The organism is Chryseobacterium sp. MA9, from assembly GCF_024399315.1.
GTDB lineage: Bacteria > Bacteroidota > Bacteroidia > Flavobacteriales > Weeksellaceae > Chryseobacterium.
Genome location: NZ_CP075170.1, coordinates 878,360 through 903,109 on the forward strand (window position 1 = coordinate 878,360; position 24,750 = coordinate 903,109).

A 24,750-nucleotide genomic window follows, 5' to 3' on the forward strand; every position below is an offset into this window, starting at 1 on the left:
ATCTATTTAAAAATTTCTTTAATAACAGAGGAATCGTTCTTTTTAAGAATTTCAACCAAATCTCTTTCAATGTAGCCTGTAGTAGGCATTTCTACAATTCTTCCAATCTCTTTTCCGTATCTTTTCAGGATAACGGTAGGGACTTTCTGAAGGTTATAAAGACTTTCATCGCCGGTAGGAGATTCTTTCTTACGGTTTACGGCAATAATGTTTAATTTATTTTCCGGATAATTTACGGCTTCCAATATTTTCATCAGTCTCGGAAAATCTCTGTGGCTGTCTTCACACCATGTTCCCATAAAAACAATAATATCATACGTACCGATTTTCGCTTTTTTTAATTCACTGACTGCTTTTTGGTCAAGAGCATATTCATCATGTTCCTTTACATACCAATCTGCATAAGGAGCTTTTAAAAACTGCTCTTTCAGTTGGTTTCCTAAAAGCATTTTGCCATCTTTCTGAGTTTCAACCTCGCGGTTTACTACTACTTTTTGAGCGTTTAGCTGTTGTGCAGCTAAAAATAAGCTTGAAAAGACAACAATATTGGTAATAAATTTTTTCATAATTATTTCTCGATAATTGATTTTAAATCAGCAGGAGAGTAGTATTTGTTTTTTAATACTTTATGATCTGCCTGTCTGTAAACGTTAAATTTTTCTCCGGACTTTTCATAAAAAGATTCTACTTCCTTCTCTTTGTAGAATTCAACGGTTTCCTTTGCCTGCTCTTCATTATCACACGCCTTCGACATATTGGAACGCTGAACTTCGTTGAATAGCTCTACAAATTTGCTGCCAAGTCCGAATTCCAGTACAGCACCGCTCAAAACATACTGAAGATCACATAATGCGTCTGCAATTTCTACGATATTATTATCTGCAATGGCCTGCTTCAGTTCGTTCAATTCTTCCTGTAAAAGTTCTACTCTAAGATTGCATCTTTCCGGAGAAGGAATTTGAGGGGTATCTAAAATAGGGGCTTTGAAAGTAGTATGGAATTCTGCTACTTGGTTCAGACTATCAATTTTATCCATGAATTTTTTTATTTCCCACAAAGATAGAAAAGGATTTGTAAAATGTGAAATGTACAGCAGGAAATGTATGAATAAAGAGGCGGGGAGAATTATAATGTCCGATGTTTATAAACCCACAGATAGTACAGATTTCACGGATAATTATGCATAAGAATTTTAATTTTCAAAACAAAATTCAATGTATAGTCATGTTTTAAACATAAGCACCTGTGAAAAATCTGTGTCATCTGTGGGCAAAATTTATATTTTCTGATCTGACAAAACTTAATCTATAAAAATCAAAAAACCACAACTGTAAAAATTGTGGTTCTGTTTTGAAGTGTTTTAATTCTATTCAATTATTTTAATTCTTCATATTTCCAGATGCCTGAGATACTCAATATCATCAATCCCGGTTGTTTTTCTCCATAGCTGAATACACAGATGTATTTTGAATCACAGGAAGAGCAATCTGTACCAAAATATAAAGTAGGAAGATCATTGACTGTTAATTCTCCAAAATGAAGCATTCTTTGAGAGGTTTCGTTGACGATTCCGTGTTTTAATAATTCATCTTTGGATACAACTTTATCTTCATCGTACACCTGGAAGATTGGAAATCCTGATTCGTAGGGCTTTATTTCAACTTTATTTTCATGACCGCAATTACAGCAGGTAAAAGTGGTAATGGCTGCTGGAAGAGCTTCATCATTTATGAATGTGCTTTTTGTAACAGAAGCCTTTTTTGTAATGTTTATTTTTTTTGATATTGAATACATCTGAGTTGATTTATGGCTGAATAACTGTGCCTACTAAGTTAGGATATTTTCCGCTTGGACTTTTCTTGATGGTAACTTTTATGTAGCCTTCTTCTGCCAGTTTATTCCATGTTTTCTGATAGCCTGTGTTGATGTCAATCGGAATTTTCCACATGGTTTGCTTTCCTTTACCCGCCTGGCTAAACCAAGGAATGATGTCTGCTGTCTGAGTTTTAAACTGCATTGAATTGTTCAAGACATCAATCTCATAATAGAAATCGTACTTGTCTTCAGTCTGGTTTAATGCTCTTTGGGTAAATGTATATGTATATCCGTTGATGATAGGACTTGTAAAGCTTCCTCCCAAAGTAGGAACCCCTGTTCCGTTGTAACTGCCTACAGCTCCACTATATCTGTCAAATTTCTGCCCAACTTGTAATGAAACATCGTCAACAATATTGTAGCCTCCGTTTGCAGGTGGCCACCCGCCATTTAAATTATTAGCCTTAAAAAGTGATTCCAGCTCACTCCATTTACCTCGTTTGTAAAGATCATAGGCTTGGTTTCTGATGGTCTGGCTTATCATATTGTTGGAGTCATAAGTTGCTGCCAGTTCGTCAGCAGTTTTGTAGAATACTGTGGTGACATCTGGGTTGGTGTCTGGCTCATCATCTCTGTCTGAATTACAGGCAATAGAGAACGAAGCAACAGTTAAAAAAAAGATGTACTTAAATAAATGTTTCATATAAAAATTTTAAAATTATTTTAAAATAAGAGGTATTAGAAGGGGCTACCTTTGTGAAACATCATTCTTTACAAAAATCTTAAGTGGATATACTGATATGAATTGTATTAATGTTTTTCCGGTCAATAAAAAATAATGATCAGAATTTGCTTTAATAACAGTTTTATGGCATCAAATTGTTAAAAGATCAATTCAGCCAAAATAGGGTCGAGAGAAGCAACTGTATCACACGTTCAAAAAAACGACTTCGGAGCTCCCTTAAATACAAACTGGGTAAACGGTACAATAAAAGAATATTATTGTGCGATAAATTTAAACCAAAAAACTCAAATACTAGTTATTTTATTTTAAATAAAATATTTTTATGAAATTAATTACAATCATAAATGTATTTGATGTAATATCTTACATTTTATAAAAATAAAACTGCCCTGTAAAGGGCAGTTTTTTCACATCGTTTAATTTTAAAAGTTATTAATTTTTAATAAATCTTTTAGTTGATTCTCCAATTTGAAGCATATAAGCACCTTTAATTAGATTGCTTACGTTCACAGAACCTCTCTGAAGTTTTCCTGAGTCAATTAGTTTCCCACCCATATCGAAGATTTTATACTCTTCTGAAGTTGTATTGGATACATAAAGAATATCTCTAACTGGGTTTGGATAAAGCTTAATATCTGTAATCAAATCTTTTGTATTCTGAAGATCTCCTTTTCCTGAGGAAACGATATTAAGAGTGTAATCCTCAACCTGGCCATAAGTGAAAGCTTCACATGATGAAGTAGGGATTGAGCTGTATTTCATCATTACTCTCATTCTTGTAGATCCAACAGTTGCTGTAGATGGAATTGTAATAGATCCGGTAACAGGAGTTGTTGTAGAACCAGCTTTTGTCCATGCCAATTCTCCACTGTCTGTAAAGTCTCCATCACCGTTGTAATCAATATAAACAGCATATGCTTCGCTATATTTTGTAGACGTCCAAACCGGAGTAATAGAGATTGTATAAGCACTTCCTCTTGTTACATTGGTAGAAACTGAAGTGAAGTTTTCATAACCAGCTGTTCCTGTAGATGTATTATTAATAGATCCGAATGTTACATTTCCGATTCTTTCATCAGCTGTATTAGATGCTGAAGAAGAACAATATGAAACGGTTCCTCCTGCAAGAGTGGTAACACTTACTGTATTGCTGGAAACAGAAGCATTTCCTGCTGCATCTTTTGCTTTAACAGAGAAAGAATACGTTGTTGATGGAGTAAGTCCTGTTACGGTATACGTAGTAGAAGCTGTAGAACCTATTAATGAAGCACCCTGATATACATCATATCCGGTAACACCTACATTATCAGTAGCACCTGACCATGAAAGATTAGTTGTTGTAGCAGTAGTTCCTGAAGCAGCAAGAGTAGGTGCCGTAGGGGCAACGGTGTCAGGAGTTCCGGAACCTGCATTTACAGAAATGTTGGCATTGTTTACATCAAAGAAAATGTGGTTTGATCCTTTTACCATAATTCTTCCTGTAGTGGTAGTAGAATTAGGAATAGTCACGGCCTGTGAACCATCATTCGGGGTTCCTGCCAATAGGGTAGTCCATGTATTTCCGTTGTCTGTTGACCAAAGGATATCTACATTGGCGGCATTTACGCCATTAGCTGTAGTTCCTGCCACGTTCCATGTAACTGTTTGAGAGCTTCCTCCAGCATAGGTTGTGGCTGAGTTCTGAGAAGTTATATTAAATGGTCCGGCAGTTCCGTTAACAGTGATTACAGCATCGTCAGAATTATTTCCTGAACCTCCTGCTTTGTTATCACGAACGGTAAATCTGAAGTTTAATGTTCTTGCCACTGAAGAAAGAGCTTCTACTGTGATTTCAGACCCAGCTGTAGTGGTTGCGCCTGTTAATACAGAAGCCATTCTTGGGAAATATCTTGCAGGAGAAGTTGTTGGGACCCATGATCTGAAGTTCGGTCCTGAAGCTTTTGTTGCACTGGCAGCTGAACTTGCTCCTGTTTGAGAAGAAGAAGCATTGTCCATTTGTTCCCAGATATAGGTTAAAGAATCTCCGTCAGCATCCGTTCCTGTACCTGTCAGTACGAATGGAGTTCCTTTTGGAATGGTATAATCTAAGCCTGCACTCGCTGTAGGAATTGAATTTCCTGTATTGGTATTAACAGAGCAGGTTTTAGCTTTAATGTTATTGGTGATCTGTTGAATGCTTATTGCGTGGAAGAACGCATCAGAATGGGGCTGAATATCCTGGCTGGTAATTCCCGCATACCCCATGATTGTTGATCCTGATCCCGGTTCCATATTGACACCTGTTCCTTCATTGTTCATAGAGAATGTGTGATTTCCACCGAATTGATGTCCCATTTCGTGAGCCACATAATCGATGTCAAAATTATCTCCCGAAGGAATAGCATCTGCTGGAGAGGTGTATCCGCTTCCCTTTGATCCGTTTGTACAGATACAGCCGATACAGCCTGCATTTCCACCACCTCCTGAAGCACCAAATAAGTGTCCGATGTCATAGTTGGCTTCACCAATTACAGAAGTTAATGTGCTTTGTAACTGAGAATTCCAGCTGCTCATTCCGGAAGCTGCGGAATAAGGGTCTGTAGAAGCATTGGTGTAGATTACAGCGTCGTTATTGGCGATCAGAACCATTCTTGCTGCGAAGTCTTTTTCAAAAACACCGTTTACACGGGTCATTGTGGTGTTCATTGCAGCTAAAGCCTGGGCCTTTGTACCTCCGAAATAAGTAGTGTATTCTCCAGTACAGGATAACGCTAGTCTGAATGTTCTTAGTTTAGCATCATCAGCGTTAGGTCTTGCAGCAAGAGCAGAGTTGGCAACTCCTTTCTGTGCAGCATCTACTACCGTACATTCAAATTTGTTAAGATCGTCTTTTTTGTCAGATTTTCTGTACACTACATAAGTGGAAAGATCTTTGGTGTAAGGTTCAATGAATACGGCAGATTTATCACCATAAATTTCCATTGATGACAGTCCAAGTGGAGAAACACTGAAATAGACTGTTGAATTAGGATCATCCAGACCTTGTCCTACGTAGGATTTGATATCCGGATATTTTGCTGCCAGTTCAGGGGCAAAATTGGAATTCTCCCTCACTTTAAAATTTTCCATTCTGCCTTCAGAATTTGGAAAAGAGATGATGAGTTCTGATTTTTCGCCTACAGCCAGTCTTTTGGGAGCTCTTGCCAAAGCATTTTTCAATCCGTTGATGTCCAGGTTGTAAACCTTAGGATTGCTGATGCCGGTTTTGTTTTCAAAAACCTCTGATGAAGTTTTTCTTGAACCTTCAGACCAAAGACGGTCAGTCTGTGCGAAAGAAATACCTGAAATAAGGAGCATTCCAATCAGCGTTAATTGTTTTTTCATATTAAATATTAAATTTGATTGTGGAATATCAAAGCTAATGAAAAATATATTATCAAAAACAAAATTTTTTAAGGGATATTTAGAATGTTACTTTAAAATATTATGCAATACATTGAATATAATTGAAAAAGCTTATTAATAAAAGAAAAGTGAAAGTGCTGAAGTTAATTTATTAAAATGAGACAATATAATCTGTTAATTATTTAATTATATGCGAACAATATTAGTAAATTGAATTTTAACACCTGTTACCACGTTCTACATCCTGTCTATAAAAAAAGCTGTTTCAAAATGAAACAGCTTGCTATATTTATATAATCCTTAATTAGAATTTATCATCAGCAGTAGGACCGTAAAGTCCGGGAACTTTATTTCCGGTTGATCTTAAATAGACAACCAGTTCTCCTCTGTGATGGTACAAATGATTATAAAGAAAAGCTCTTACTACCTGAACTTTTGGCATAGGAGGGAAAAGTACATTTCCGTTCATTTCCATTTTCCACTCATTAAAATAAGTGTTTTCATCCGAGTTTTCAAGAACTTTCTGTGCTTTAGCAACATTTTCTTCAAATTTTGCTAGTATATTTTCTGCTTTGGAAATATCTCCTTTGTCATACTTGTACGCACCCATATCAAAAATATCCTGATTGAAAGTGGATTCGTACCAATTGTATACTTCAGCAATGTGAGAGGCCAATTGGCCTGTTGTCCAATTTTTTTCAGATGGTTTCCAGTTTAAGGCAGTGTCGGGAATAGCTTTTAAAATTTTTCTCGTGTTTTCTGCTTCATGCAAAAATTCACCTAATAAGGCTTGCTTAATCATTTGTATGTGTTTTAAAAATTAAAGTTATTTTGTAATATCTCTTCCAATTACCAGTCTCTGGATCTCAGAAGTACCTTCGCCAATAGTACAAAGCTTAGAGTCTCTATAGAACTTTTCAGCCGGGAAGTCTTTTGTATAACCGTATCCTCCGAAAATCTGAACTGCATTATTAGAAATTCTTACACAAGCTTCAGAAGCATACAGTTTAGCCATAGCTCCTTCTTTTGTCATTTTCTGTTTTGCGTTTTTCAAGGTAGAAGCTCTTTGGATAAGAAGCTCAGCAGCATCAATTTCTGTAGCCATATCTGCCAGCATAAAATTGATTGCCTGGAAATCTGCAATAGGTTTACCAAACTGATGTCTTTCTTTTGCATATTTCAAAGCAGCTTTGTAAGCTCCTCTCGCAGTACCTAAGCTTAGTGCAGCGATAGAAATTCTACCTCCATCCAATACTTTCATAGCTTGCTTGAAGCCTTCACCTACTTCTCCTAAACGGTGGGAATCCGGTACACGAACATTGTCAAAAATTAATTCTGCTGTTTCGGAAGCACGCATTCCTAATTTATTTTCTTTTTTCCCGGAAGTGAACCCAGGCATTCCTTTTTCTAAAACAAAAGCTGTAGAGTTATTTTTAGCACCTATTTCTCCTGTTCTTGTCATTACTACAGCAATGTCTCCTGAAATAGCGTGAGTGATAAAGTTTTTAGCTCCGTTGATAACCCATTCGTCACCATCTTTTACAGCAGTAGTAGACATTCCTCCTGAATCTGAACCTGTATTGTGCTCTGTAAGCCCCCAAGCTCCGATTACTTTTCCGGAAGCCAGCTGAGGAAGCCATTTGTGTCTTTGTTCTTCATTTCCAAATTCATAGATATGGTTGGTACAAAGTGAGTTGTGTGCTGCTACAGAAAGACCGATAGATGGGTCAACCTGAGAAATTTCATCCAGAATAGTAACATACTCATGATAACCTAACCCGGAACCTCCATATTGTTCAGGAACAACAATTCCCATAAAACCCATCTCACCTAACTGGTGGAATAAGTCTTTTGGAAAAGTCTGGCTTTCATCCCACTCCATAATATTCGGTCTGATGTTCTTTTCTGCAAATTCTCTAGCCGTCTCCGCTATCATTTTGATGTTGTCAATAGTCTCTGTATTCATATAATAATAGTTAGTGCTCAAAGATAACCAAATTGATGGAATGCTAAAATAAATAATTTCATTCATAATATTTAAGCGGTAATGCGTTTAATTTTCAATTTTTTATATTTTCAGAATTAATGTTTTCTTAATAAAATATTCAGTCTTTTACGTTTTTTATTTCACTATTTTGGTTCCCAATTTTTAAGGCATGAAAAAATTTTTACTTCCTATCATTTTAATTTCCTCTTTTATTTCTGCGCAGGCACCTGCCGGATATTATGATGGAACAGCTGGATTGACAGGGTATGCTCTGAAATCGAAACTTCACGATATTATTTCGGATAAAATGATTAACTGGCATTATGATGATCTGAAGGTGCTCTATAATCAGACTGATCTTGACAAATATTATGATCATGATGCTTCCAATACTCAGTACCTTTTGGATATCTATTCGGAAATACCTTCGCGACAGGATGCTTATGAATACAAAGCAGATCAATTAATAGCGGGTGCAGGGGGAGAAGGTTTAGGTTATAACAGGGAACATATGATGCCGCAAAGCACATTCAGTACAAGTTCGTCTATTAGTGACTATCCTATGTATTCGGATCTGAACTTTATTATTCCTGCTGATGCTTACATCAACCAGCGTAGGAATAATTATCCTTATGGAATAGGAAACAATACAAATCATTATATTTTCACCAATACTTCGAGGATATCCAATGCTGCAATTCCAAATTATCCTTATACCGGAAGAGTTTACGAACCTATTAATGAATTTAAGGGTGATATCGCAAGGACTTTGCTGTATTTTGCAGTAAGGTATGAGGGGAAACTCGGGTCATTTAATACAGCTTATACTACATCAGCCAACATAACACCGGCTACAGATCAGTGTCCGCTTGACGGAACCGAAGAAAGAGCCGTTGATCTTCCTTACGTTGCCATGCTGAAGCAATGGAGTGCCGCAGATCCTGTTTCGCAAAGAGAAATTGACAGAAATAATGCCATCTACACGATACAGAAAAACAGAAATCCATTTATTGATCATCCTGAATGGATTGATATGATCTGGTCCGAAACGCCTGATAATGTTGCGCCGGCGGCTCCGGGATCATTGGTTTCAACTCAGCAGAATGCTTATTTTGTCAATCTGAGCTGGACGGCTTCTCCCGATACCGATGTTTTAGGATACAGAGTTTATATGAATGGTTCGGCAACACCCGTAGCTGTTACAAAGGGAAATTCTATAAGCATAGACCACCTGAGCCCGTCAACAACTTATGCTTTTACTGTGAAAGCTTTTGATAAAGCATATCTGGAGTCTCCATTCAGTAATACAGTTACAGCTTCAACAATTGCTTCGGATTCATTTGCTCCGGATCTTATGATTACAAAATATATATCAGGGACCAATACAGATTTCGTTAAGAATAACGCTCTGGAAATTGTTAATAAAACCGGACATGAGGTTAATTTAAATAATTACAGAATTAATATTCAGTTTAAAAACAATTCTTCAGGAGCTATTTACAATGGGGACACCTATGAACTGGAAGGTAAAGTTGGAAATAATGAAACTTTTGTTATTTTGAATCCAAAAGCTGCTTTATCATGCTATACCAATGGTCAGGCAAGATTTGTAACGGCTTCTGATCCTATGCTGTTTGCAGGACAAAACTATGTGGAACTTGCTTATAATAAAACGGTTACTATAGATGCTGTAGGCGTAAAATATACTACCAATAATAACGGGAATGTATCTTTATATAGAAAAAGTACCATCAATAAGCCTGCAGATACATTTAATATCAGTGAATGGGATTCTTATCCGGCTAATTACTGTCAGAATCTGGGTGGTACACTGTCTACTGCAGAACTGATTACTGCCAATAATGAATTTACAATATATCCAAACCCAGTTTATGATAATCTTTATGTAAACGGAGAAACGGAAAAGATAAAAACAGCTCAGATCATAGATCTTTCCGGAAAAGTGATCTACAAAGAAAAAGATCCGTTCAGAAATAAGAAAAGTATTTCGGTGCAAGGGATTCCTACAGGATTGTATTTCTTAAAACTTGATGAGAAAGCACATCAGTTTATTAAAAAATAAAAAGTCTCAGGATTTATATAATATCATTTTTGTGACAAACCAAACCTCACAGGTTCTTAAAATCTGTGAGGTTTTTTTATAGGTATTATTTATTAAAAGAATGAAAATTATTGATAAGTACAGGTTTAGCCCTGATAGAAGTGGTTACCCTATATCATGAAAGGAAAAAAGGAGAACGAGGGGTATGAGCAGATAGCAGGAACAGCTTCTTACTTAAAAATCAAGTGAGAAATGTAGAGTTAAAGTAAACGTAATAAGAAAAGTTTTATCAGTTTTTTGCATTTTCATAATTTTATATTTTTTGTTAAAGACTTAAAAACCTTATGGTTACTGCATAATCGATATAAGCAGATTCACTAATAATCAATATCTATAAGTGTTTCTGCTTATATTTTTTATTTATAAGTAATTATGCTTATATTTGCAGTATGATAGCGGTCATTACCGGTGATATTATAAATTCACAGCATGCGGACACTGAAGTTTGGATTACCAGACTTAAAAATCTTCTCGAAAGATGGGGAAGCGCTCCTGGCACATGGGAAATCTACAGAGGAGATGAGTTCCAGTTCAAATGCAATATTGATGACGTTTTCTGGCGGTTTCTAGCCATAAAATCTCTTATTAAAAGTCAGGAAAATTTAGATGTAAGGATAGCCATCGGTATTGGTGAAGAAAGTTTCTCTTCTGAGAAAATCACAGAATCCAATGGTACAGCCTATGTACATTCCGGAAGACTGCTTAATGACCTTAAAAATGATGGGCATACCGTTGCAATCAAAACATCCAGTGACCCGGTGGACAGGGATCTTAATATCCTGTTGAAATGGTCATCCAAAGATTTTGACAACTGGACTATGGCTACGGCAGAGATTATTCATGAAATGATCATGAATCAGGATATTACCCAGGAAGATCTTGCTAAAAGATTTGCTATTTCACAGTCTTCTGTAAGCCAGAGACTGAAGCGAGCCAACTATGAGCTCATCGTGGAAACCAATCAGTATTTCAGAAAGAAAATCTCAGAATTATAGGCATGATCTTTATCAGACTCATATTGGCACATCTACTCGGAGATTTTATACTTCAGCCAAATTCATGGGTTGCAGATAAGGAAAACTATAAACTAAAAAGTAAGTTTTTATACTTTCATATTCTGATTCATACCATATTAAGTCTTATTTTTCTTTGGGATCTGAAACTTTGGTGGGTAGCTGTTCTGATAGGAATCACTCACTTCATTATTGATGCCGCCAAGCTTACATTTCAAAATGCAAAGACTAAGAAAAGATGGTTTTTCATTGATCAGTTACTGCATGGTCTGGTGATTGCAGGAGTTTCTTTTTATTTCCAGGAATTCAGCTTCAGCTTTTTGCAGAATCAGGAGTTTTTAAAGATAATCATGGCAGCATTGTTTCTTACGACACCGGCATCTATTTTTATCAAAATCTTATTGTCATCATGGACACCTGCTCCGGATGGCCCCAACACTATTCAAACCGAATCTTTATCAAGTGCCGGAAAATATATCGGAATTTTAGAACGTCTGCTGGTCTTCACTTTTATCATGGTGAATCATTGGGAAGGCGTAGGTTTCATGGTGGCTGCCAAATCTGTTTTCAGATTCAGCGACCTTGCACAGGCAAAACAGAGAAAGCTTACAGAATATGTATTAATTGGTACACTGCTGAGTTTTGGACTGGCTGTCTTAACAGGAATAATAATAAAATAAATCAATAAATCTAACTACAATTTAGAAAGTAAAATTATGAGTCAAAAGAAAGAAATGTTGTACGAGGGGAAAGCAAAACAGGTATTTGCAACCGATAATCCTGATGAAGTAGTAGTACGTTTCAAAGACGATGCTACAGCATTTAACGCTCAAAAGAAAGGTCAGGTTGATCTTAAAGGGGAAATGAACAACGCCATCACAACCCTTATTTTTGAATACTTAAATGAAAAAGGAATCAAAACTCATTTCATCAAACAATTGGACGAAAGAGAGCAGTTGGTAAGAAAAGTATCTATCATTCCTTTGGAAATGGTGGTAAGAAACTACTCTGCAGGAAGTATGGCACAAAGATTAGGAGTTGAAGAAGGTATCAAATCTCCGGTAACAATCTTCGATATCTGCTACAAAAAAGACGAATTGGGAGATCCGCTTATCAATGATCACCATGCTGTTTTCTTAGGAGCTGCTACTTATGAAGAGCTTGACGAAATGTATGAATTGACTTCGGATATCAATGAAATCCTTATCGACCTGTTTGATAAAATCAACATAATCCTGGTAGATTTCAAAATAGAATTAGGTAAAACTTCAGATGGTGAAATCATCCTTGCTGACGAGATTTCTCCTGATACCTGCAGACTTTGGGATAAAGATACCATGAAGAAATTAGATAAAGACAGATTCAGAAGAGACTTAGGAGAAGTTACTGAGGCTTACGTTGAAATCTATAACCGTCTTAAAAATCTTTTACAGAAATAAGATTTAATTCATTTAAAGATTTAATAATTTAAAAAATGAAGCAGTCAGCAATCTTTTAATCATTAAATTTTTAAATCTTTTAATTTAGAAAAAATAGAAATGAAAAGTTTAGACATTCATAAAAGTGAATATTTAAAACAGTTTGAAACCCAGACTTACGGAAGAAATCTTTTCAGAACTCAGGAAGAGGAAAGACTGGATGCTCCCAATGAAGAATGTGGGATCTTCGGTTTGTATTCGGATAATGATCTGGATACTTTCTCTCTTTCACAGTTCGGGCTTTTTGCATTACAGCACAGAGGCCAGGAAGCTTGCGGTATTTCCGTTTTAAAAGACGGAAGAATTACCAATATGAAAGATGAAGGACTGGTTTTAGATGTTTATAAAGACATTCAGGAACCTGAAACTTTTATGGGAAATTCTGCAATTGGGCATACCCGTTATACCACTGCAGGAGATAAAAAGAAATATAACTTCCAGCCATTTTTCGCGAAAAACGAATATGACCAGATTATACTTTCTATAGCACACAACGGTAATCTTACCAATGCCAAAGAATTAAAGCAAGAATTAGAGGCTGAAGGCGTAGTTTTCAGAGCTACATCCGATTCTGAGGTGATTCTGAGACTGATCCAGAAAAACCTTGATTTAGGTCTACGCGGCGCTATTAAAGCAACCATGGAAAAGATCGAAGGAGCTTATTCCGTAGTAGGGATGACCAGAAATAAATTCTTTGCATTCAGAGATTTCAACGGAATCCGTCCGTTGGTTTTGGGAGCTATAGACGAGAGATCTTATGTAGTAGCCTCAGAATCTGTGGCATTGGATGCTGTAGGAGCTCAATATGTACGTAATATCCTTCCTGGTGAGATCATTTATACCAATGAAAATGAACCTGGAAAACTTCATTCTTATATGATGGATGAGGCGAAAGGAAAGCAGAGAATCTGCTCTTTTGAATATATATACTTTGCAAGACCTGACTCTACTTTAGAAAATATCAATGTATACGAGATCAGAGAAAAATCTGGGGAGAAAATCTGGGAACAGGCTCCTGTAGAGGCTGATCTGGTTATTGGAGTTCCGGATTCCGGAGTTCCTGCTGCCATTGGTTTCTCTAAAGCTTCAGGAATACCTTTCCGTCCTGTTTTGATCAAAAACAGATATATCGGAAGAAGCTTTATCGTTCCTACACAGGAAATGAGAGAAAGGGTAGTGAATCTTAAACTGAACCCGATCATTTCTGAAATGAAAGATAAAAGAGTTGTGATCATTGATGACTCTATCGTTCGAGGAACAACATCTAAGAGACTTGTTAAAATTCTAAAAGATGCAGGAGTAAAGGAAATCCACTTCAGAAGTGTTTCTCCACCAATCATTGCACCATGTTATCTGGGAATTGATACTCCGTCCAAAGATGATCTGATCTCTGCCAATATGACGACAGAAGAGCTTAAAAATTATTTGGGAGTAGATTCCTTAGAGTTTTTAAGCATAGATAACCTGAAAGAAATTTTAGGATCTGCAAATCACTGCTTCGGATGTTTTACTGAAGAATATCCTGTAGAAAAAGGAGAGGAGGTAGATTTATTCAATTAATCTCTTATTGAAAATAACAAAAATAGAAGAGCTGGGTCTGTACCCGGCTCTTTTGTTTTATAAATGTAGCAAAAGCTTAATATTCCTGTATTATACAATATACAGTAGAGTTTTAATTTTACCAGATTAAAATTTCAGGATATGAAAAACGCATTTTTCACCGGTATTTTTCTGGTATTTGCCCAACTTTACACATCACAATCTTTCGATAAACAGGCACATCGCGGAGGGAAATCTCTTTATCCGGAAAATACCATTCCGGCAATGAAGAATGCCTTAAAAATGAATATAACAACCCTGGAAATGGATCTGGCCATCACAAAGGACAAAAAGGTCATTCTTTCCCATGATGCTTTCCTTTCGCCGGAGTTGGTTACAAAGCCGGATGGAACCTATATTCCAAAAGACTCTGGTTTTTATTATAAGATTTATGAAATGCCTTATGCAAAAATTAAGACATTTGATGTAGGCCTTAAAAAACTTAATAACTATCCCGATCAAAAGAAAATGAAGGCTCAGAAACCTCTCTTTTCAGAGGTCATAGATGCATGTGAAGCTTATGCCCGTGAACTAAAGAGACCATTGCCTTTTTATAATATAGAAACAAAGACGCGTCCTTTCTCTGATAACATATTTCATCCGGAACCGAAAGAATTTGTTGATCTGATGATGAAAGTTATTGTAGAGAAAAAGATCCAGGATAGAGTGATCATTCAGTCTTTTGATCCCAGAACACTGGAAATCCTTCACAAAGAATATCCTAAAATCATGACAGCTTTACTGGTAGAAAAAGTGGATGATAAAAAACTGGCTCAGCAGCAGGCTTACTTTAAAAACATTCCTGTGGAAAAATTCAAAATGTATCCCGATCATTTGAGCGGAGTGGCAGGAGATATGAAGTTCCTGAGTTTTACTCCAGCTATTTACAGTCCTGAACATCATCTCGTGACTCCCGAATTGGTAAAGGAATGCCATTTATTAGGAATGAAAGTAATCCCATGGACCGTAAATACAAAAGAAAGATTGAAGGAATTAAAGGATATGGGAATTGACGGAGTAATCAGCGATGATCCAAGAATATTCGAATAACTAAAAAAATATTGTACCTATCAATATAAATAGCCGGAAGAAATTCTTCCGGCTATTTTATGCGTGCAGATAACTGCACTTAGGGTTAAAAAATTGGTTCTGTTAATTAAAATTTATAGTTCAGGCCTAACTGAAATACTCTGTTATTGTTTTCAGCGGCAGGTCTGCTTTTATCAATTTTGGTTAAGCTGTTTACATATCTTGCACTGATACCGATGTTGGAAGTGATATCATATCCTAAACCAAGACCTAATCCGAAATTGAATTTGTTGATCATATCTTTGTCGATATCTTGAGAATTTGAACTTGCAGTAGTGGTAGTAACACCACCTGTAGTACTTGCTACAGTAGATTCTGCTTTGTTTTTTCCATTAAGGAAATAACTGAACTCAGGTCCTGCTTCAATATAAAACTTGTCAATAGGTCTCATTTGAACCATTAATGGAACTGAAATGTAGTTCATTTGTACTCTGCTCTGTACTTTAGTCTTTACATTCGTAACTCCATTGTCCGTTTCTGTAGAATACATTACATCTTTTGCCCCCATTTGGTTGAATAATACCTCCGGCTGGAAGCTGAATTGTTTTGAAATTGGAATATTAACGAATGCACCTGCGTGAAAACCTAGTTGCTGAGTATTGATCCCGAATTTCTGCTGACTGAAATAAGCGGAGTTTCCTCCTGCTTTAATCCCGAATCTAATAGGTTGAACATCTTTTTTTAGTGGTGATGCATTTACTGTTTTTGTTTCTGTCTCTTGAGCGAAAGCTAATGTACCAGCAGTTAATGCTAATCCTAAAAATAACTTCTTCATAATTTTATTTTTTTAATTTTACTATTTGTGTGTCGGATGATTTCTCAATCAGACTCCAATTATTTTGCAAATTGCTTGCCAAAGTTGAAAAATGCCTGTTTATAGGGCATTCGAAGGGGCTTTTGGAGATTTTTTTTTCAATCATTTATCCCTTTTTAATGAATAAATATGCTGCCAAACTGAATATTTTATGAAAAGAGTTGAAGACTCAGAAAGCTTTATTGTAGATAATTGAAATGATAAATAATTAAAAAACAGGAACTATTCTTATAAAAATATCGAAGTATCCGGGCTGTTTTCAAGACCTGAAATAAAAATACCGGACCATTTATAGCCCGGTATTGATTTTGAAAATAATAAATATCTCTATTTAAACTTATATGCAACTCCAATCTGAAGTGCATTATTTCTTACTTTATCATTTCTCTTTGCATTGTAAAAAAACATCAACCGCTGCCATTACTACAAAGAGTTTTCTCATGATTTTAAAGTCTTGATTTTTCCTCATCGCGGCAAAATATCTGCCACAAAGGGGAGAAGTGATAAAAATCATGCAATATGCGAAAAAGTCAGGCTTAAACTAATAAACCTGACTTTTTCTATTGAAATCAAAATGTATCTAATTATTGAGCAAAATACACTCCTGTATGATGCTTTGCATTTTATGTGCTAACCAACCCAATGCTGTTCACGTTAAAAAGTTTATAATGGTAATAGTTAGATTTGAGCATTGAAATTCAATTGATAAATCAATTGAACCAACACCTATTTTATTGTAAAAACAGGAGCCATAAGTTGGAAATTTCCGGAATAAAGTACAATCACTACTCATACGCAAATTTCTTGCCAAAAAACATCAATATAATAAAAAAGCCGGATTAAATTTAATCCGGCTTTGTATTGATTAGAAGGCTGCTTTTAAAAAGCTTACCTCAGTTTTTTAGAATTTATAAGCTAAACCTACCTGGAATACTCCGTTTCTAGAAGCGTCACCTGGGTTGTTTTTAGGGACATCAGATAATCCTGCAGTATATCTTAGATTCACTCCGATATTTTGTGTGAAATAATATCCAGCTCCAAGACCAATTCCGAAATCAAAAGTTTTCAAATTGTCTTTAATATCTACAGATCCGCCGTTACCTTTTCCTTTAGCACTGATAAGGAAACCAAATTGAGGACCTGCTTCTACATATAGATTAGGGATCAGGTTATACTGTAACATTACCGGTACTGCGATATAATCCGTGTTAAGTTTTAGATCACTGTTACCTTTATATTTACCACCCAAACCGCTGTATAATACTTCCGGCTGTACAGAGAAGTCTTGTGCTACTGGAATGTTTGCAAAAACCCCACCGTAAAATCCAGCTTTTGAATTTAAATCACTGTTAGAAATAGTAGAAATATTAAGACCTGCTTTTACACCAAATCTAACTGGAGAAGATGAAGCAGTAGAAGTTGAAGTCTTCTGAGCAAAAGTGAAAGTACCTGCTACTAAGGCAAGACCTAAAAAAATCTTTTTCATAAGTTTTATATTTTAATAGTTTTTAAGTTTTATTTAACATTTCATTAAGAATCAAATGTTGTGCCAAAGTCAAAATATACTGTTAATCTATTATTTATGCTTATTCTATCTGTTAATTTTTTCTTTTGTATAAAAAAGCCGGGCTCATTTTGAGCCCGGCCTTACTTTAATTATAAAAACTTAACGAGAAAAGCTAAATAAGCTTTAGAATTTGTAATTTATCCCTACTTGGAATACACTGTTCTTCACAGATCCTGTTCTGTCATATCCGTATTGGTATCTTGTTTTCACAATATCAGATAATCCTGCAGTATATCTCACATTTATACCAATGTTTTTGGTAAAGTAATAGCCTGCTCCTAATCCGATTCCAAAGTCAAAAGAATTTGTTGCGCTTTTAAAAGCACCGGTAGAAGCACTTTTCTTTAATCTTGCATCAATTAAGAAATTAAACTGTGGCCCTGCTTCTACATATAAATTAGGAAGAGCATTGTATTGAAACATTATAGGTACAGAAAGATATTCTAAATTAAGTTTGGTCTCATCACCTCCCTTTCCTTTTGCTCCCGTTGCACTATATAAAGCCTCCGGCTGAATTGAAAAATCCTTTGCTATAGGAATATTAGCAAATACACCTCCATAAAATCCCGCTTTTGAATTCATATCCATATTAGAAAGGTTAGATACGTTCAGACCTGCTTTTAAACCGAACTTGATTTTAGAAGAAGATGTTGATGGAGTAGTAGCATCAGTTGAAGTGTTCTGAGCAAAAGCAAAAGTACCTGTGATAATTGCCAGGCCTAGAAAAATCTTTTTCATAGATTAGTTTTATTTTAAATTGTTTAACGCTCGGAAAGCAACAAACTATATGCCGTGAATCCCCTTCTGTAGGGACTTTATCATATTTTTAACAGATATAAAATCAACAGTGTGGGATATATGTTTAATGTTATATCAAAGGATCAAGGTTTTAGGATAAAAAAAAGACCAGATTAAAAAAATAATCTGATCTTTTCTATTGAATATAAAATTTGTTAGTGAATATGTAAGCTTATTTAAATTTATAAGCTAATCCTACCTGGAATACATTGTTTCTGACAGCATCAGATCCGCTAGGTCTATTTTTAGCGATATCTGTTAAACCTGCTACATATCTTGCTGTAAGTCCTAGGTTTGGAGTGAAATAATACCCAGCACCAAGTCCGATTCCAAAATTGAATGTATTGAAATTGTCTTTGTAATTGTCTGATGTAGTAGAATCTCCGTTAGATTCATTTTTTAATTTGTTTTTAGCGCTTACCATGAAACCAAATTCTGGTCCTGCCTCAACATAAAGGTTAGGGATTAAATTATACTGGAACATCACTGGTACAGCAATATAATCTAACTTAGTAGAAGCTGAATATTTTGTTCCAAGTGCGGTAAAATCTGATTTATTACCATATTGTGAATATAACACCTCCGGCTGAACGCTGAAAGAAGCTGCTAATGGAATATTTGCAAATACACCTGCGTTGAATCCTATTTTAGATTTCTGATCATCAAGACCACTGTCTTTTGAAAGTGAAGAAACGTTCATTCCTCCTTTTACCCCGAATGATACTGGATTAGAAGATGTGTTTCCTGTCTGTTGAGCGAATGCGAATGTTCCTGCAGTTAACGCTAATCCTAAAATTAACTTTTTCATAACTTTAATTTTTTAATTTTACTCTTTCTTAATTTTAAATTTTACTACTTGTTCAACATTTTCAGTTGGACGCAGAGTATCTTTCAAATTGCTTGCCAAAAATATTTTTTATGACTAAAATCAATAAAAAAATCACTTAGTGTTTAAGTGATTTTTAAAATAATTAATTGTTTATCAATTAATTATGGATTTAAATAAACATTTGTTTAGAAGGGGTCTAAATTGACAATTTTGTTAAAACTACCTTTTAAACCGACTATATTTTTCTAAAAAATAGTTAAGCATTATTCAAATTTCTATAAAAAGACAGAGATCCAAGGATGTTTTCCTGGCTGCACTGATGGTCATAAGTACAAGAACCTATTCCGGAAAGCAGGGAAAAATTGATTTTACTGTCTGTGTTCTTTTTATCATTCAGTAATAATGCCGTGATATCTTCATCTTTAAAATCATTGATATCCAGGTATGGATAGTATCTCTGGACATTTTCGATGACCATATTTGCGTCTGCTTCAGAAATAAGATTCTCCAGATAAGCCAGATGAGCTTCTGCAATCATTCCCATTGCAACCGCTTCCCCGTGAAGGATAGGATTTCCTTGCTGTAGGCATAAACTTTCCACAGCATGACCTATTGTATGCCCGAAATTCAAAGTTTTTCTGATATTCTGTTCATGGAAATCTTTATCTACAACATTCTGCTTAATCTTCATAGAAGTCTGAATATGCGGAATTACCGTTTCTACCTCCAGTTTACGAACCTGGATCAGCTGATTCCAATGATTTTTATCAGCAATTAATCCATGTTTAAGCATTTCAGCGAATCCGCTTCTTAATTCTTTAAATGGTAATGTTTCTAAGAATTTAGGGAAAATAAAAATCTGTTCCGGGAAAGCGAAAGTTCCTACCATATTTTTATAATGCATCAGATCAATCCCTGTTTTTCCTCCTATGGAAGCGTCACACATTGATAAAAGGGTTGTAGGAATATTGATGAACTGTATTCCTCTTTTGTAAGTAGATGCTACAAATCCGCCCATATCAGTAATCACACCACCACCAAGATTGATAACGAGTGCTTTTCTGTCTGCCTGCATTTCCGTAAGAATTTCCCAAAGCTGATTGGCTGTCTGGATATTTTTCATTTCTTCTCCGGCTTCAATCTCTAAAATTTCAAAGCCAAGGTCTGTTTCCATATTTCCTAAAAGAATAGGAAGGCAGTATTCATGAGTGTTTTCATCTACAAGGATGAAAATTTTACTGAAAGATTTTTCATGAAGAAACTCGTTAAGCTGAGAAAAATTATCGTTTAATATTGTTATCATCTTCTAATATTTGTAAAGTTAAAATGTAAACTATAGTGCAAAGTTATGATTCTTAATTTTTAACTCGTAACTAAATTACTATCTTTGCAGAAATTTTTAGAATGAGCAGAGATAATAATAATTCAGACAGATCAAAGAGACCAAGAATTTCAACCAAGAAAAGTTCTGATGATTCTCGTGCTTCCAGATCTGGAAATTCTTCAGGATCAAAACCTTTTAAAAAACCTTTTTCTAAAGACGGAGGTAAACCAGCTCCGGAACATAGAGGGTCTAACTCAAAATTTGACAAGAAGCCTTTCAAGAGAAATACAGACAGCTCTGAAGGTTCCAACGAAGAAATGGGTTCAAAATCTGAAAGAAAACCATACATCACGAATAAAAGTGAGAGTTTTGAGAGAAAATCTTTCGGAAAACCAAAAAGAGGAGGAAACAGTTTTGATACAAGAGATAAATACGAAAGAGGTAGTCTGAAATATGGCAGAAGACCCTCTAATGGTGATGAAAGAGATGACAGAGCAAAATCTTTTGTACAAAAAAGAAGGTTAAATAAAATTGACAAAGATGTTCATAAAGACACTATCCGTCTTAATAAGTATATTGCCAATTCAGGGATCTGCAGTAGGAGAGAAGCTGATGATCTTATTACTCAGGGGCTGGTAGAAGTAAACGGAAAAGTAGTTAACGAAATGGGCTATCAGGTACAGAAAACCGACAGAGTAGTTTTTGACGGACAAAATATTACTCCGGAAAAACCGGTTTATGTACTTTTGAATAAGCCAAAAGGTTATATTTCTACCACGAAAGATGACAAAGCCAGAAAAACAGTAATGGATCTTGTAGCTAATGCTTCTCCTTACAGAGTTTTCCCGGTTGGAAGATTAGACCGTTCCACAACGGGGGTAATTTTATTGACCAATGACGGACACATGACTAAAAAATTAACGCATCCATCTTTTGATGCTAAAAAGATTTATCATGTAACGCTGGATAAAAAGCTTACGGGGGAAGATCTACGTCTTATCGCAGAAGGAATCCGTCTTGATGAAGGTGTAGCAGTTGTTGATCAGATTTCGTACATTGAGGGAAAACCTAAAAATGAGATCGGGATTGAGATTCATATCGGATGGAACCGTGTTATCAGAAGAATATTCCAAAGATTAGGGTACGAAGTGGAAGCTTTAGACAGAGTAATGTTTGCAGGATTGACGAAGAAGAATATCAAGAGAGGACACTGGAGAATCCTTACAGAACTGGAAGTAAATAACCTTAAAATGCTTTAATATAATGATGAATTATGAGTTATAGATGAATAACGGATTCGGGTTTGTAACTTATTTCATTCTTTTAAACAGCACATTTAAGTGTAAAGACTAAAAAAGCGCAGAAAGTAATTCTGCGCTTTTTATATATCAGACTATGAGTTCTAAAATTTCTATATTAAAATTCATAACTCATAATTTATAATTAATCATTACCCCAAAACTGTTACCCCTTTTTCAATCATCTCGTAGATGGCATCTCTGGCGTTGTCTGGTTTTACGTTTACAGCACGTGTTCCGTTGAAATGAAGACAAGTAACATATCCGTTGGCCACAGCATCCTGGGCAGTGAACTTCACACAATAGTCTAATGCCAATCCTACGATTTCAACCAGTTGGATATCGTGATATTTTAAGAAATCATCCAGTCCGGTTTTCATAAAGTGATTATTATCCTGGAAACCGCTGTAACTGTCAATTTCTATATTTTTTCCTTTTTGTACAATATGGGTTACTTTGTCTCTGTTCAGATCTTTGTGGAATTCTGCCCCGAAAGTTCCCTGAATACAATGATCCGGCCACATAAACTGTGGAACACCATTTAGAATAATACTTTCTCCAACCTGTCTGCCATTACTGCTTGCAAAACTTTTGTGGCCTGCAGGATGCCAGTCCTGTGTCAGAACCACCTGATCATATGCATTTTCCTCCATCAGAAGATTGATATACGGGATAATTTCGTTGGATCCAGGGACTGCAAGGGCTCCGCCTTCACAAAAATCATTCTGTACATCGACTATTATTAACGCTTTTTTCATATTTTGATTTCTCGAATTTTTGATAAATTTACAAAACTAATCTTCAAAAATTTGTCCAAACCCGAATTATCGGACAAATCGGCAATGTAAATTTTTAATACCCCCTGAATGAAGGGATTAAAATTAAAATAATTAAACTTTGTCTGTACTGTATTAGGTTTTGAGGTGTAAACCAAATATCAATAGCTTATCTTTGCAGTAAATAAGTATTTTATGTCATTTGAATCGTTAGGATTATCACACAATATTATTCGTTCTGTTAATAAACTAGGATATTTAAAGCCATTTCCAATACAAGAGCAGGCGGTTCCTGTTATTTTGCAGGGGAAAGATCTGATGGGGATTGCACAGACAGGTTCCGGGAAAACGGCTTGTTTTGTAATGCCTATTTTAGAAAAACTACAGAATGCTGAAGTTAAAAAAGACCGTAATGTTCAGGTTTTAATATTGGTTCCTACACGTGAATTGGCTATTCAGATTGATGAAGTTTTCAGAGCTTTTACAGAAAATCTAAAACGGGAGGTTCGTACAATGGCTGTTTATGGAGGTGTTTCTATCAACCCGCAGATGAAAGGAATGTTTGGGGTAGAAGTTCTTATTGCCACTCCCGGACGTTTATTAGACTTGATTGACCATAATGCATTGAGTATTTCAGGAATTCAGCATTTGGTGATTGATGAAGCGGATAAAATGTTTCAGCTGGGTTTTGGAGAAGAAATGAATAAACTTTTCGCGATGATGCCTGTGGTGAAACAAACTACTTTATTTTCAGCGACTTTAAATGATAAAGTTTCGGAAATGAAAGAACGTCTGTCTATCAATCCTACTGTTATCGAAATTAAAAAAGAAGAAGTTGAAATTGATAATATAGAACAGCTGGCATATCATGTTTCACCGGAAAATAAAGGCCCTTTCCTGCGTTATTTGATTAAAGAAAAAAAGGTAGAAAAGGCTTTGATCTTTGTTTCGTCTACAAGATCTGCGGATAACCTGGTAGAAAAGCTTAAAAAAAATAAAATTAAGGCGGTGGCTATTCACAGCCAGAAATCACAGGGAGCCCGCAGGAATAATCTGGAAGAGTTTAAAGTAAACGGAGCCCAGATTTTGGTTGCAACAGACCTGATTGGCCGTGGAATTCATATTGAGTCACTTCCATGTGTGATCAATTACGAATTGCCGCGTTCGCCTTTAGATTATATTCACCGTATCGGTAGAACAGGACGTGCTAATGAGAAAGGAACAGCAATTAGTATTCTCACAGATGATGAATTGCAGCATTTCAGAGTGATTCAAAAGAAAATGGGAAAAAAAGTAACTTTACAAAGAACAGAAGGTATTGATTTACACGGATATTAATACCTGCTTTACAATAACAAAGGCTTCAGTTTTATAGAACTGAAGCCTTTTTATTTGGTGGTGATATTCAGCTTTATAAATTGTTATAAGTACAATTAATGCTTTATTCACTTTAAATTATTGAATTTTTGATAAATTTACACAAAATGATCTTCGAAAAATTGTCCCCAAAGGTATTGATCGGACAAAACGGCAATATTTAAAAATTAAAAAACCTTGAGCAATGAGTGATTTAGAGAAAAAAAAGTTTCCAATAGGCCAGTTTGAAGCTCCGGAAAATATCTGTGATACCACATTGGATACTTACATCAACGTAATCAAAGACTTTCCCGGCAGGCTAAAAAACCTCATTGAACATTTTACAGACGACCAGTTAGATACTCCTTACAGGGAAGGAGGCTGGACAGTAAGACAGCTTGTGAATCATCTTTCTGACAGTCATATGAATAGTTTTATACGTTTTAAGCTGGCTCTTACAGAGGATAACCCTACTATAAAACCTTATGATGAAGCCAAATGGGCGGAGCTTCAGGACAGTTTTCATATGCCTGTAAAACCGGCTATGAGAATATTGAAAGGAACACACCAGAGATGGGTTGTGCTTCTTAAAAGTCTTACGAATAAACAGTTTGAAAGAACTTTTCATCATCCCGAGCACAATAAGAATTATAATTTAAGAGAAAGTCTTGCTTTATACGTTTGGCACTGTAATCATCATTTTACTCATATTGAAAATCTGAAGATAGAAAAAGGTTGGTAAGAAAACGTCTTAAT

The 24,750-nt window shown here is 35.6% G+C and carries 22 protein-coding genes; 9 read left to right on the forward strand and 13 right to left on the reverse strand.

What is annotated here, in order from left to right; translation table 11 throughout:
• Nucleotides 1–2 precede the first annotated feature (2 nt).
• The 7 genes from KIK00_RS03925 to KIK00_RS03955 form a co-directional block, all read right to left on the reverse strand.
• Entirely contained in the window at nucleotides 3–566 is a 564-nt protein-coding gene (locus KIK00_RS03925; RefSeq protein ID WP_255815254.1) for a thioredoxin family protein, read from the reverse strand.
• Nucleotides 567–568: 2 nt separating this feature from the next.
• Nucleotides 569–1,036 carry a nucleoside triphosphate pyrophosphohydrolase family protein gene (locus tag KIK00_RS03930; RefSeq protein ID WP_047374946.1) on the reverse strand — a complete coding sequence of 156 codons (468 nt, stop codon included), beginning with the start codon at nucleotides 1,034–1,036 and terminating at the stop codon, nucleotides 569–571.
• Nucleotides 1,037–1,374: 338 nt separating this feature from the next.
• A complete protein-coding gene (locus KIK00_RS03935; protein ID WP_255815255.1) occupies nucleotides 1,375–1,794 on the reverse strand; it encodes a hypothetical protein in 420 nt (139 codons plus the stop codon).
• A gap of 10 nt (nucleotides 1,795–1,804) precedes the next feature.
• On the reverse strand, nucleotides 1,805–2,518 hold the full coding sequence (locus KIK00_RS03940; protein ID WP_255815256.1) for a glycohydrolase toxin TNT-related protein: 714 nt from the start codon (nucleotides 2,516–2,518) through the stop codon (nucleotides 1,805–1,807).
• A gap of 474 nt (nucleotides 2,519–2,992) precedes the next feature.
• Nucleotides 2,993–5,923, reverse strand: coding sequence for a reprolysin-like metallopeptidase (locus KIK00_RS03945; protein ID WP_255815257.1), 2,931 nt, complete (start codon nucleotides 5,921–5,923; stop codon nucleotides 2,993–2,995).
• Nucleotides 5,924–6,248: 325 nt separating this feature from the next.
• A complete protein-coding gene (locus KIK00_RS03950; protein WP_255815258.1) occupies nucleotides 6,249–6,746 on the reverse strand; it encodes a DinB family protein in 498 nt (165 codons plus the stop codon).
• A 24-nt stretch (nucleotides 6,747–6,770) separates the two neighbouring features.
• Nucleotides 6,771–7,910 (reverse strand): acyl-CoA dehydrogenase family protein, encoded by a 1,140-nt coding sequence (locus tag KIK00_RS03955; protein WP_047422917.1) that lies wholly within the window; start codon nucleotides 7,908–7,910, stop codon nucleotides 6,771–6,773.
• Between the two features lie 190 nt (nucleotides 7,911–8,100).
• On the opposite strand from KIK00_RS03955, the gene KIK00_RS03960 reads away from it, so the two are divergent.
• The 6 genes from KIK00_RS03960 to KIK00_RS03985 all read left to right on the forward strand — a co-directional run bounded on the left by KIK00_RS03960 (nucleotide 8,101) and on the right by KIK00_RS03985 (nucleotide 15,193).
• Nucleotides 8,101–10,014, forward strand: a complete 1,914-nt coding sequence (locus KIK00_RS03960; protein WP_255815259.1) for an endonuclease — start codon at nucleotides 8,101–8,103, stop codon at nucleotides 10,012–10,014.
• Between the two features lie 428 nt (nucleotides 10,015–10,442).
• On the forward strand, nucleotides 10,443–11,048 hold the full coding sequence (locus KIK00_RS03965; RefSeq protein ID WP_255815260.1) for a SatD family protein: 606 nt from the start codon (nucleotides 10,443–10,445) through the stop codon (nucleotides 11,046–11,048).
• A 2-nt stretch (nucleotides 11,049–11,050) separates the two neighbouring features.
• Nucleotides 11,051–11,746, forward strand: coding sequence for a DUF3307 domain-containing protein (locus KIK00_RS03970; protein WP_255815261.1), 696 nt, complete (start codon nucleotides 11,051–11,053; stop codon nucleotides 11,744–11,746).
• A 36-nt stretch (nucleotides 11,747–11,782) separates the two neighbouring features.
• Nucleotides 11,783–12,505, forward strand: a complete 723-nt coding sequence (gene purC, locus KIK00_RS03975) for a phosphoribosylaminoimidazolesuccinocarboxamide synthase (protein WP_027372243.1) — start codon at nucleotides 11,783–11,785, stop codon at nucleotides 12,503–12,505.
• 99 nt (nucleotides 12,506–12,604) lie between these two features.
• A complete protein-coding gene (purF, locus tag KIK00_RS03980; protein WP_255815262.1) occupies nucleotides 12,605–14,104 on the forward strand; it encodes an amidophosphoribosyltransferase in 1,500 nt (499 codons plus the stop codon).
• Between the two features lie 141 nt (nucleotides 14,105–14,245).
• Nucleotides 14,246–15,193 (forward strand): glycerophosphodiester phosphodiesterase family protein, encoded by a 948-nt coding sequence (locus tag KIK00_RS03985; RefSeq protein ID WP_255815264.1) that lies wholly within the window; start codon nucleotides 14,246–14,248, stop codon nucleotides 15,191–15,193.
• 106 nt (nucleotides 15,194–15,299) lie between these two features.
• Here KIK00_RS03985 and KIK00_RS03990 read toward each other — a convergent pair whose 3' ends face one another.
• The 5 genes from KIK00_RS03990 to aroB all read right to left on the reverse strand — a co-directional run bounded on the left by KIK00_RS03990 (nucleotide 15,300) and on the right by aroB (nucleotide 20,543).
• Nucleotides 15,300–16,007: a porin family protein gene (locus KIK00_RS03990; protein WP_255815265.1), complete on the reverse strand. Its 708-nt coding sequence runs from the start codon at nucleotides 16,005–16,007 to the stop codon at nucleotides 15,300–15,302.
• A gap of 940 nt (nucleotides 16,008–16,947) precedes the next feature.
• Nucleotides 16,948–17,532 carry a porin family protein gene (locus tag KIK00_RS03995; RefSeq protein WP_255815266.1) on the reverse strand — a complete coding sequence of 195 codons (585 nt, stop codon included), beginning with the start codon at nucleotides 17,530–17,532 and terminating at the stop codon, nucleotides 16,948–16,950.
• A 204-nt stretch (nucleotides 17,533–17,736) separates the two neighbouring features.
• Complete coding sequence (locus KIK00_RS04000) at nucleotides 17,737–18,351, reverse strand: porin family protein (protein WP_255815267.1); 615 nt, start codon at nucleotides 18,349–18,351, stop codon at nucleotides 17,737–17,739.
• A gap of 232 nt (nucleotides 18,352–18,583) precedes the next feature.
• The gene (locus tag KIK00_RS04005; protein WP_255815268.1) at nucleotides 18,584–19,219 is read right to left on the reverse strand and encodes a porin family protein; all 636 of its coding nucleotides are present in this window, start codon (nucleotides 19,217–19,219) and stop codon (nucleotides 18,584–18,586) included.
• A 277-nt stretch (nucleotides 19,220–19,496) separates the two neighbouring features.
• Nucleotides 19,497–20,543: a 3-dehydroquinate synthase gene (gene aroB, locus KIK00_RS04010; RefSeq protein WP_255815269.1), complete on the reverse strand. Its 1,047-nt coding sequence runs from the start codon at nucleotides 20,541–20,543 to the stop codon at nucleotides 19,497–19,499.
• A gap of 338 nt (nucleotides 20,544–20,881) precedes the next feature.
• Between aroB and KIK00_RS04015 the strand changes: the two genes are divergently transcribed.
• On the forward strand, nucleotides 20,882–21,823 hold the full coding sequence (locus KIK00_RS04015) for a pseudouridine synthase (RefSeq protein WP_047375767.1): 942 nt from the start codon (nucleotides 20,882–20,884) through the stop codon (nucleotides 21,821–21,823).
• 191 nt (nucleotides 21,824–22,014) lie between these two features.
• Here the strand turns inward: KIK00_RS04015 and pncA are convergent, their stop codons facing one another.
• Entirely contained in the window at nucleotides 22,015–22,620 is a 606-nt protein-coding gene (pncA, locus tag KIK00_RS04020) for a bifunctional nicotinamidase/pyrazinamidase (RefSeq protein ID WP_255815271.1), read from the reverse strand.
• A 213-nt stretch (nucleotides 22,621–22,833) separates the two neighbouring features.
• Between pncA and KIK00_RS04025 the strand changes: the two genes are divergently transcribed.
• Both KIK00_RS04025 and KIK00_RS04030 read left to right on the forward strand, forming a co-directional pair.
• Nucleotides 22,834–23,976 carry a DEAD/DEAH box helicase gene (locus tag KIK00_RS04025; RefSeq protein WP_255815272.1) on the forward strand — a complete coding sequence of 381 codons (1,143 nt, stop codon included), beginning with the start codon at nucleotides 22,834–22,836 and terminating at the stop codon, nucleotides 23,974–23,976.
• Nucleotides 23,977–24,199: 223 nt separating this feature from the next.
• Nucleotides 24,200–24,736 (forward strand): YfiT family bacillithiol transferase, encoded by a 537-nt coding sequence (locus tag KIK00_RS04030; RefSeq protein WP_255815273.1) that lies wholly within the window; start codon nucleotides 24,200–24,202, stop codon nucleotides 24,734–24,736.
• Nucleotides 24,737–24,750: the final 14 nt, after the last annotated feature.

What these genes read in the sequence shown, in the direction of transcription:
- KIK00_RS03925 (WP_255815254.1), bottom strand. Translation starts at nt 566, where the DNA reads ATGAAAAAATTTATTACCAATATTGTTGTCTTTTCAAGCTTATTTTTA.
- KIK00_RS03930 (WP_047374946.1), bottom strand. Translation starts at nt 1,036, where the DNA reads ATGGATAAAATTGATAGTCTGAACCAAGTAGCAGAATTCCATACTACT.
- KIK00_RS03935 (WP_255815255.1), bottom strand. Translation starts at nt 1,794, where the DNA reads ATGTATTCAATATCAAAAAAAATAAACATTACAAAAAAGGCTTCTGTT.
- KIK00_RS03940 (WP_255815256.1), bottom strand. Translation starts at nt 2,518, where the DNA reads ATGAAACATTTATTTAAGTACATCTTTTTTTTAACTGTTGCTTCGTTC.
- KIK00_RS03945 (WP_255815257.1), bottom strand. Translation starts at nt 5,923, where the DNA reads ATGAAAAAACAATTAACGCTGATTGGAATGCTCCTTATTTCAGGTATT.
- KIK00_RS03950 (WP_255815258.1), bottom strand. Translation starts at nt 6,746, where the DNA reads ATGATTAAGCAAGCCTTATTAGGTGAATTTTTGCATGAAGCAGAAAAC.
- KIK00_RS03955 (WP_047422917.1), bottom strand. Translation starts at nt 7,910, where the DNA reads ATGAATACAGAGACTATTGACAACATCAAAATGATAGCGGAGACGGCT.
- KIK00_RS03960 (WP_255815259.1), top strand. Translation starts at nt 8,101, where the DNA reads ATGAAAAAATTTTTACTTCCTATCATTTTAATTTCCTCTTTTATTTCT.
- KIK00_RS03965 (WP_255815260.1), top strand. Translation starts at nt 10,443, where the DNA reads ATGATAGCGGTCATTACCGGTGATATTATAAATTCACAGCATGCGGAC.
- KIK00_RS03970 (WP_255815261.1), top strand. Translation starts at nt 11,051, where the DNA reads ATGATCTTTATCAGACTCATATTGGCACATCTACTCGGAGATTTTATA.
- purC (WP_027372243.1), top strand. Translation starts at nt 11,783, where the DNA reads ATGAGTCAAAAGAAAGAAATGTTGTACGAGGGGAAAGCAAAACAGGTA.
- purF (WP_255815262.1), top strand. Translation starts at nt 12,605, where the DNA reads ATGAAAAGTTTAGACATTCATAAAAGTGAATATTTAAAACAGTTTGAA.
- KIK00_RS03985 (WP_255815264.1), top strand. Translation starts at nt 14,246, where the DNA reads ATGAAAAACGCATTTTTCACCGGTATTTTTCTGGTATTTGCCCAACTT.
- KIK00_RS03990 (WP_255815265.1), bottom strand. Translation starts at nt 16,007, where the DNA reads ATGAAGAAGTTATTTTTAGGATTAGCATTAACTGCTGGTACATTAGCT.
- KIK00_RS03995 (WP_255815266.1), bottom strand. Translation starts at nt 17,532, where the DNA reads ATGAAAAAGATTTTTTTAGGTCTTGCCTTAGTAGCAGGTACTTTCACT.
- KIK00_RS04000 (WP_255815267.1), bottom strand. Translation starts at nt 18,351, where the DNA reads ATGAAAAAGATTTTTCTAGGCCTGGCAATTATCACAGGTACTTTTGCT.
- KIK00_RS04005 (WP_255815268.1), bottom strand. Translation starts at nt 19,219, where the DNA reads ATGAAAAAGTTAATTTTAGGATTAGCGTTAACTGCAGGAACATTCGCA.
- aroB (WP_255815269.1), bottom strand. Translation starts at nt 20,543, where the DNA reads ATGATAACAATATTAAACGATAATTTTTCTCAGCTTAACGAGTTTCTT.
- KIK00_RS04015 (WP_047375767.1), top strand. Translation starts at nt 20,882, where the DNA reads ATGGGTTCAAAATCTGAAAGAAAACCATACATCACGAATAAAAGTGAG.
- pncA (WP_255815271.1), bottom strand. Translation starts at nt 22,620, where the DNA reads ATGAAAAAAGCGTTAATAATAGTCGATGTACAGAATGATTTTTGTGAA.
- KIK00_RS04025 (WP_255815272.1), top strand. Translation starts at nt 22,834, where the DNA reads ATGTCATTTGAATCGTTAGGATTATCACACAATATTATTCGTTCTGTT.
- KIK00_RS04030 (WP_255815273.1), top strand. Translation starts at nt 24,200, where the DNA reads ATGAGTGATTTAGAGAAAAAAAAGTTTCCAATAGGCCAGTTTGAAGCT.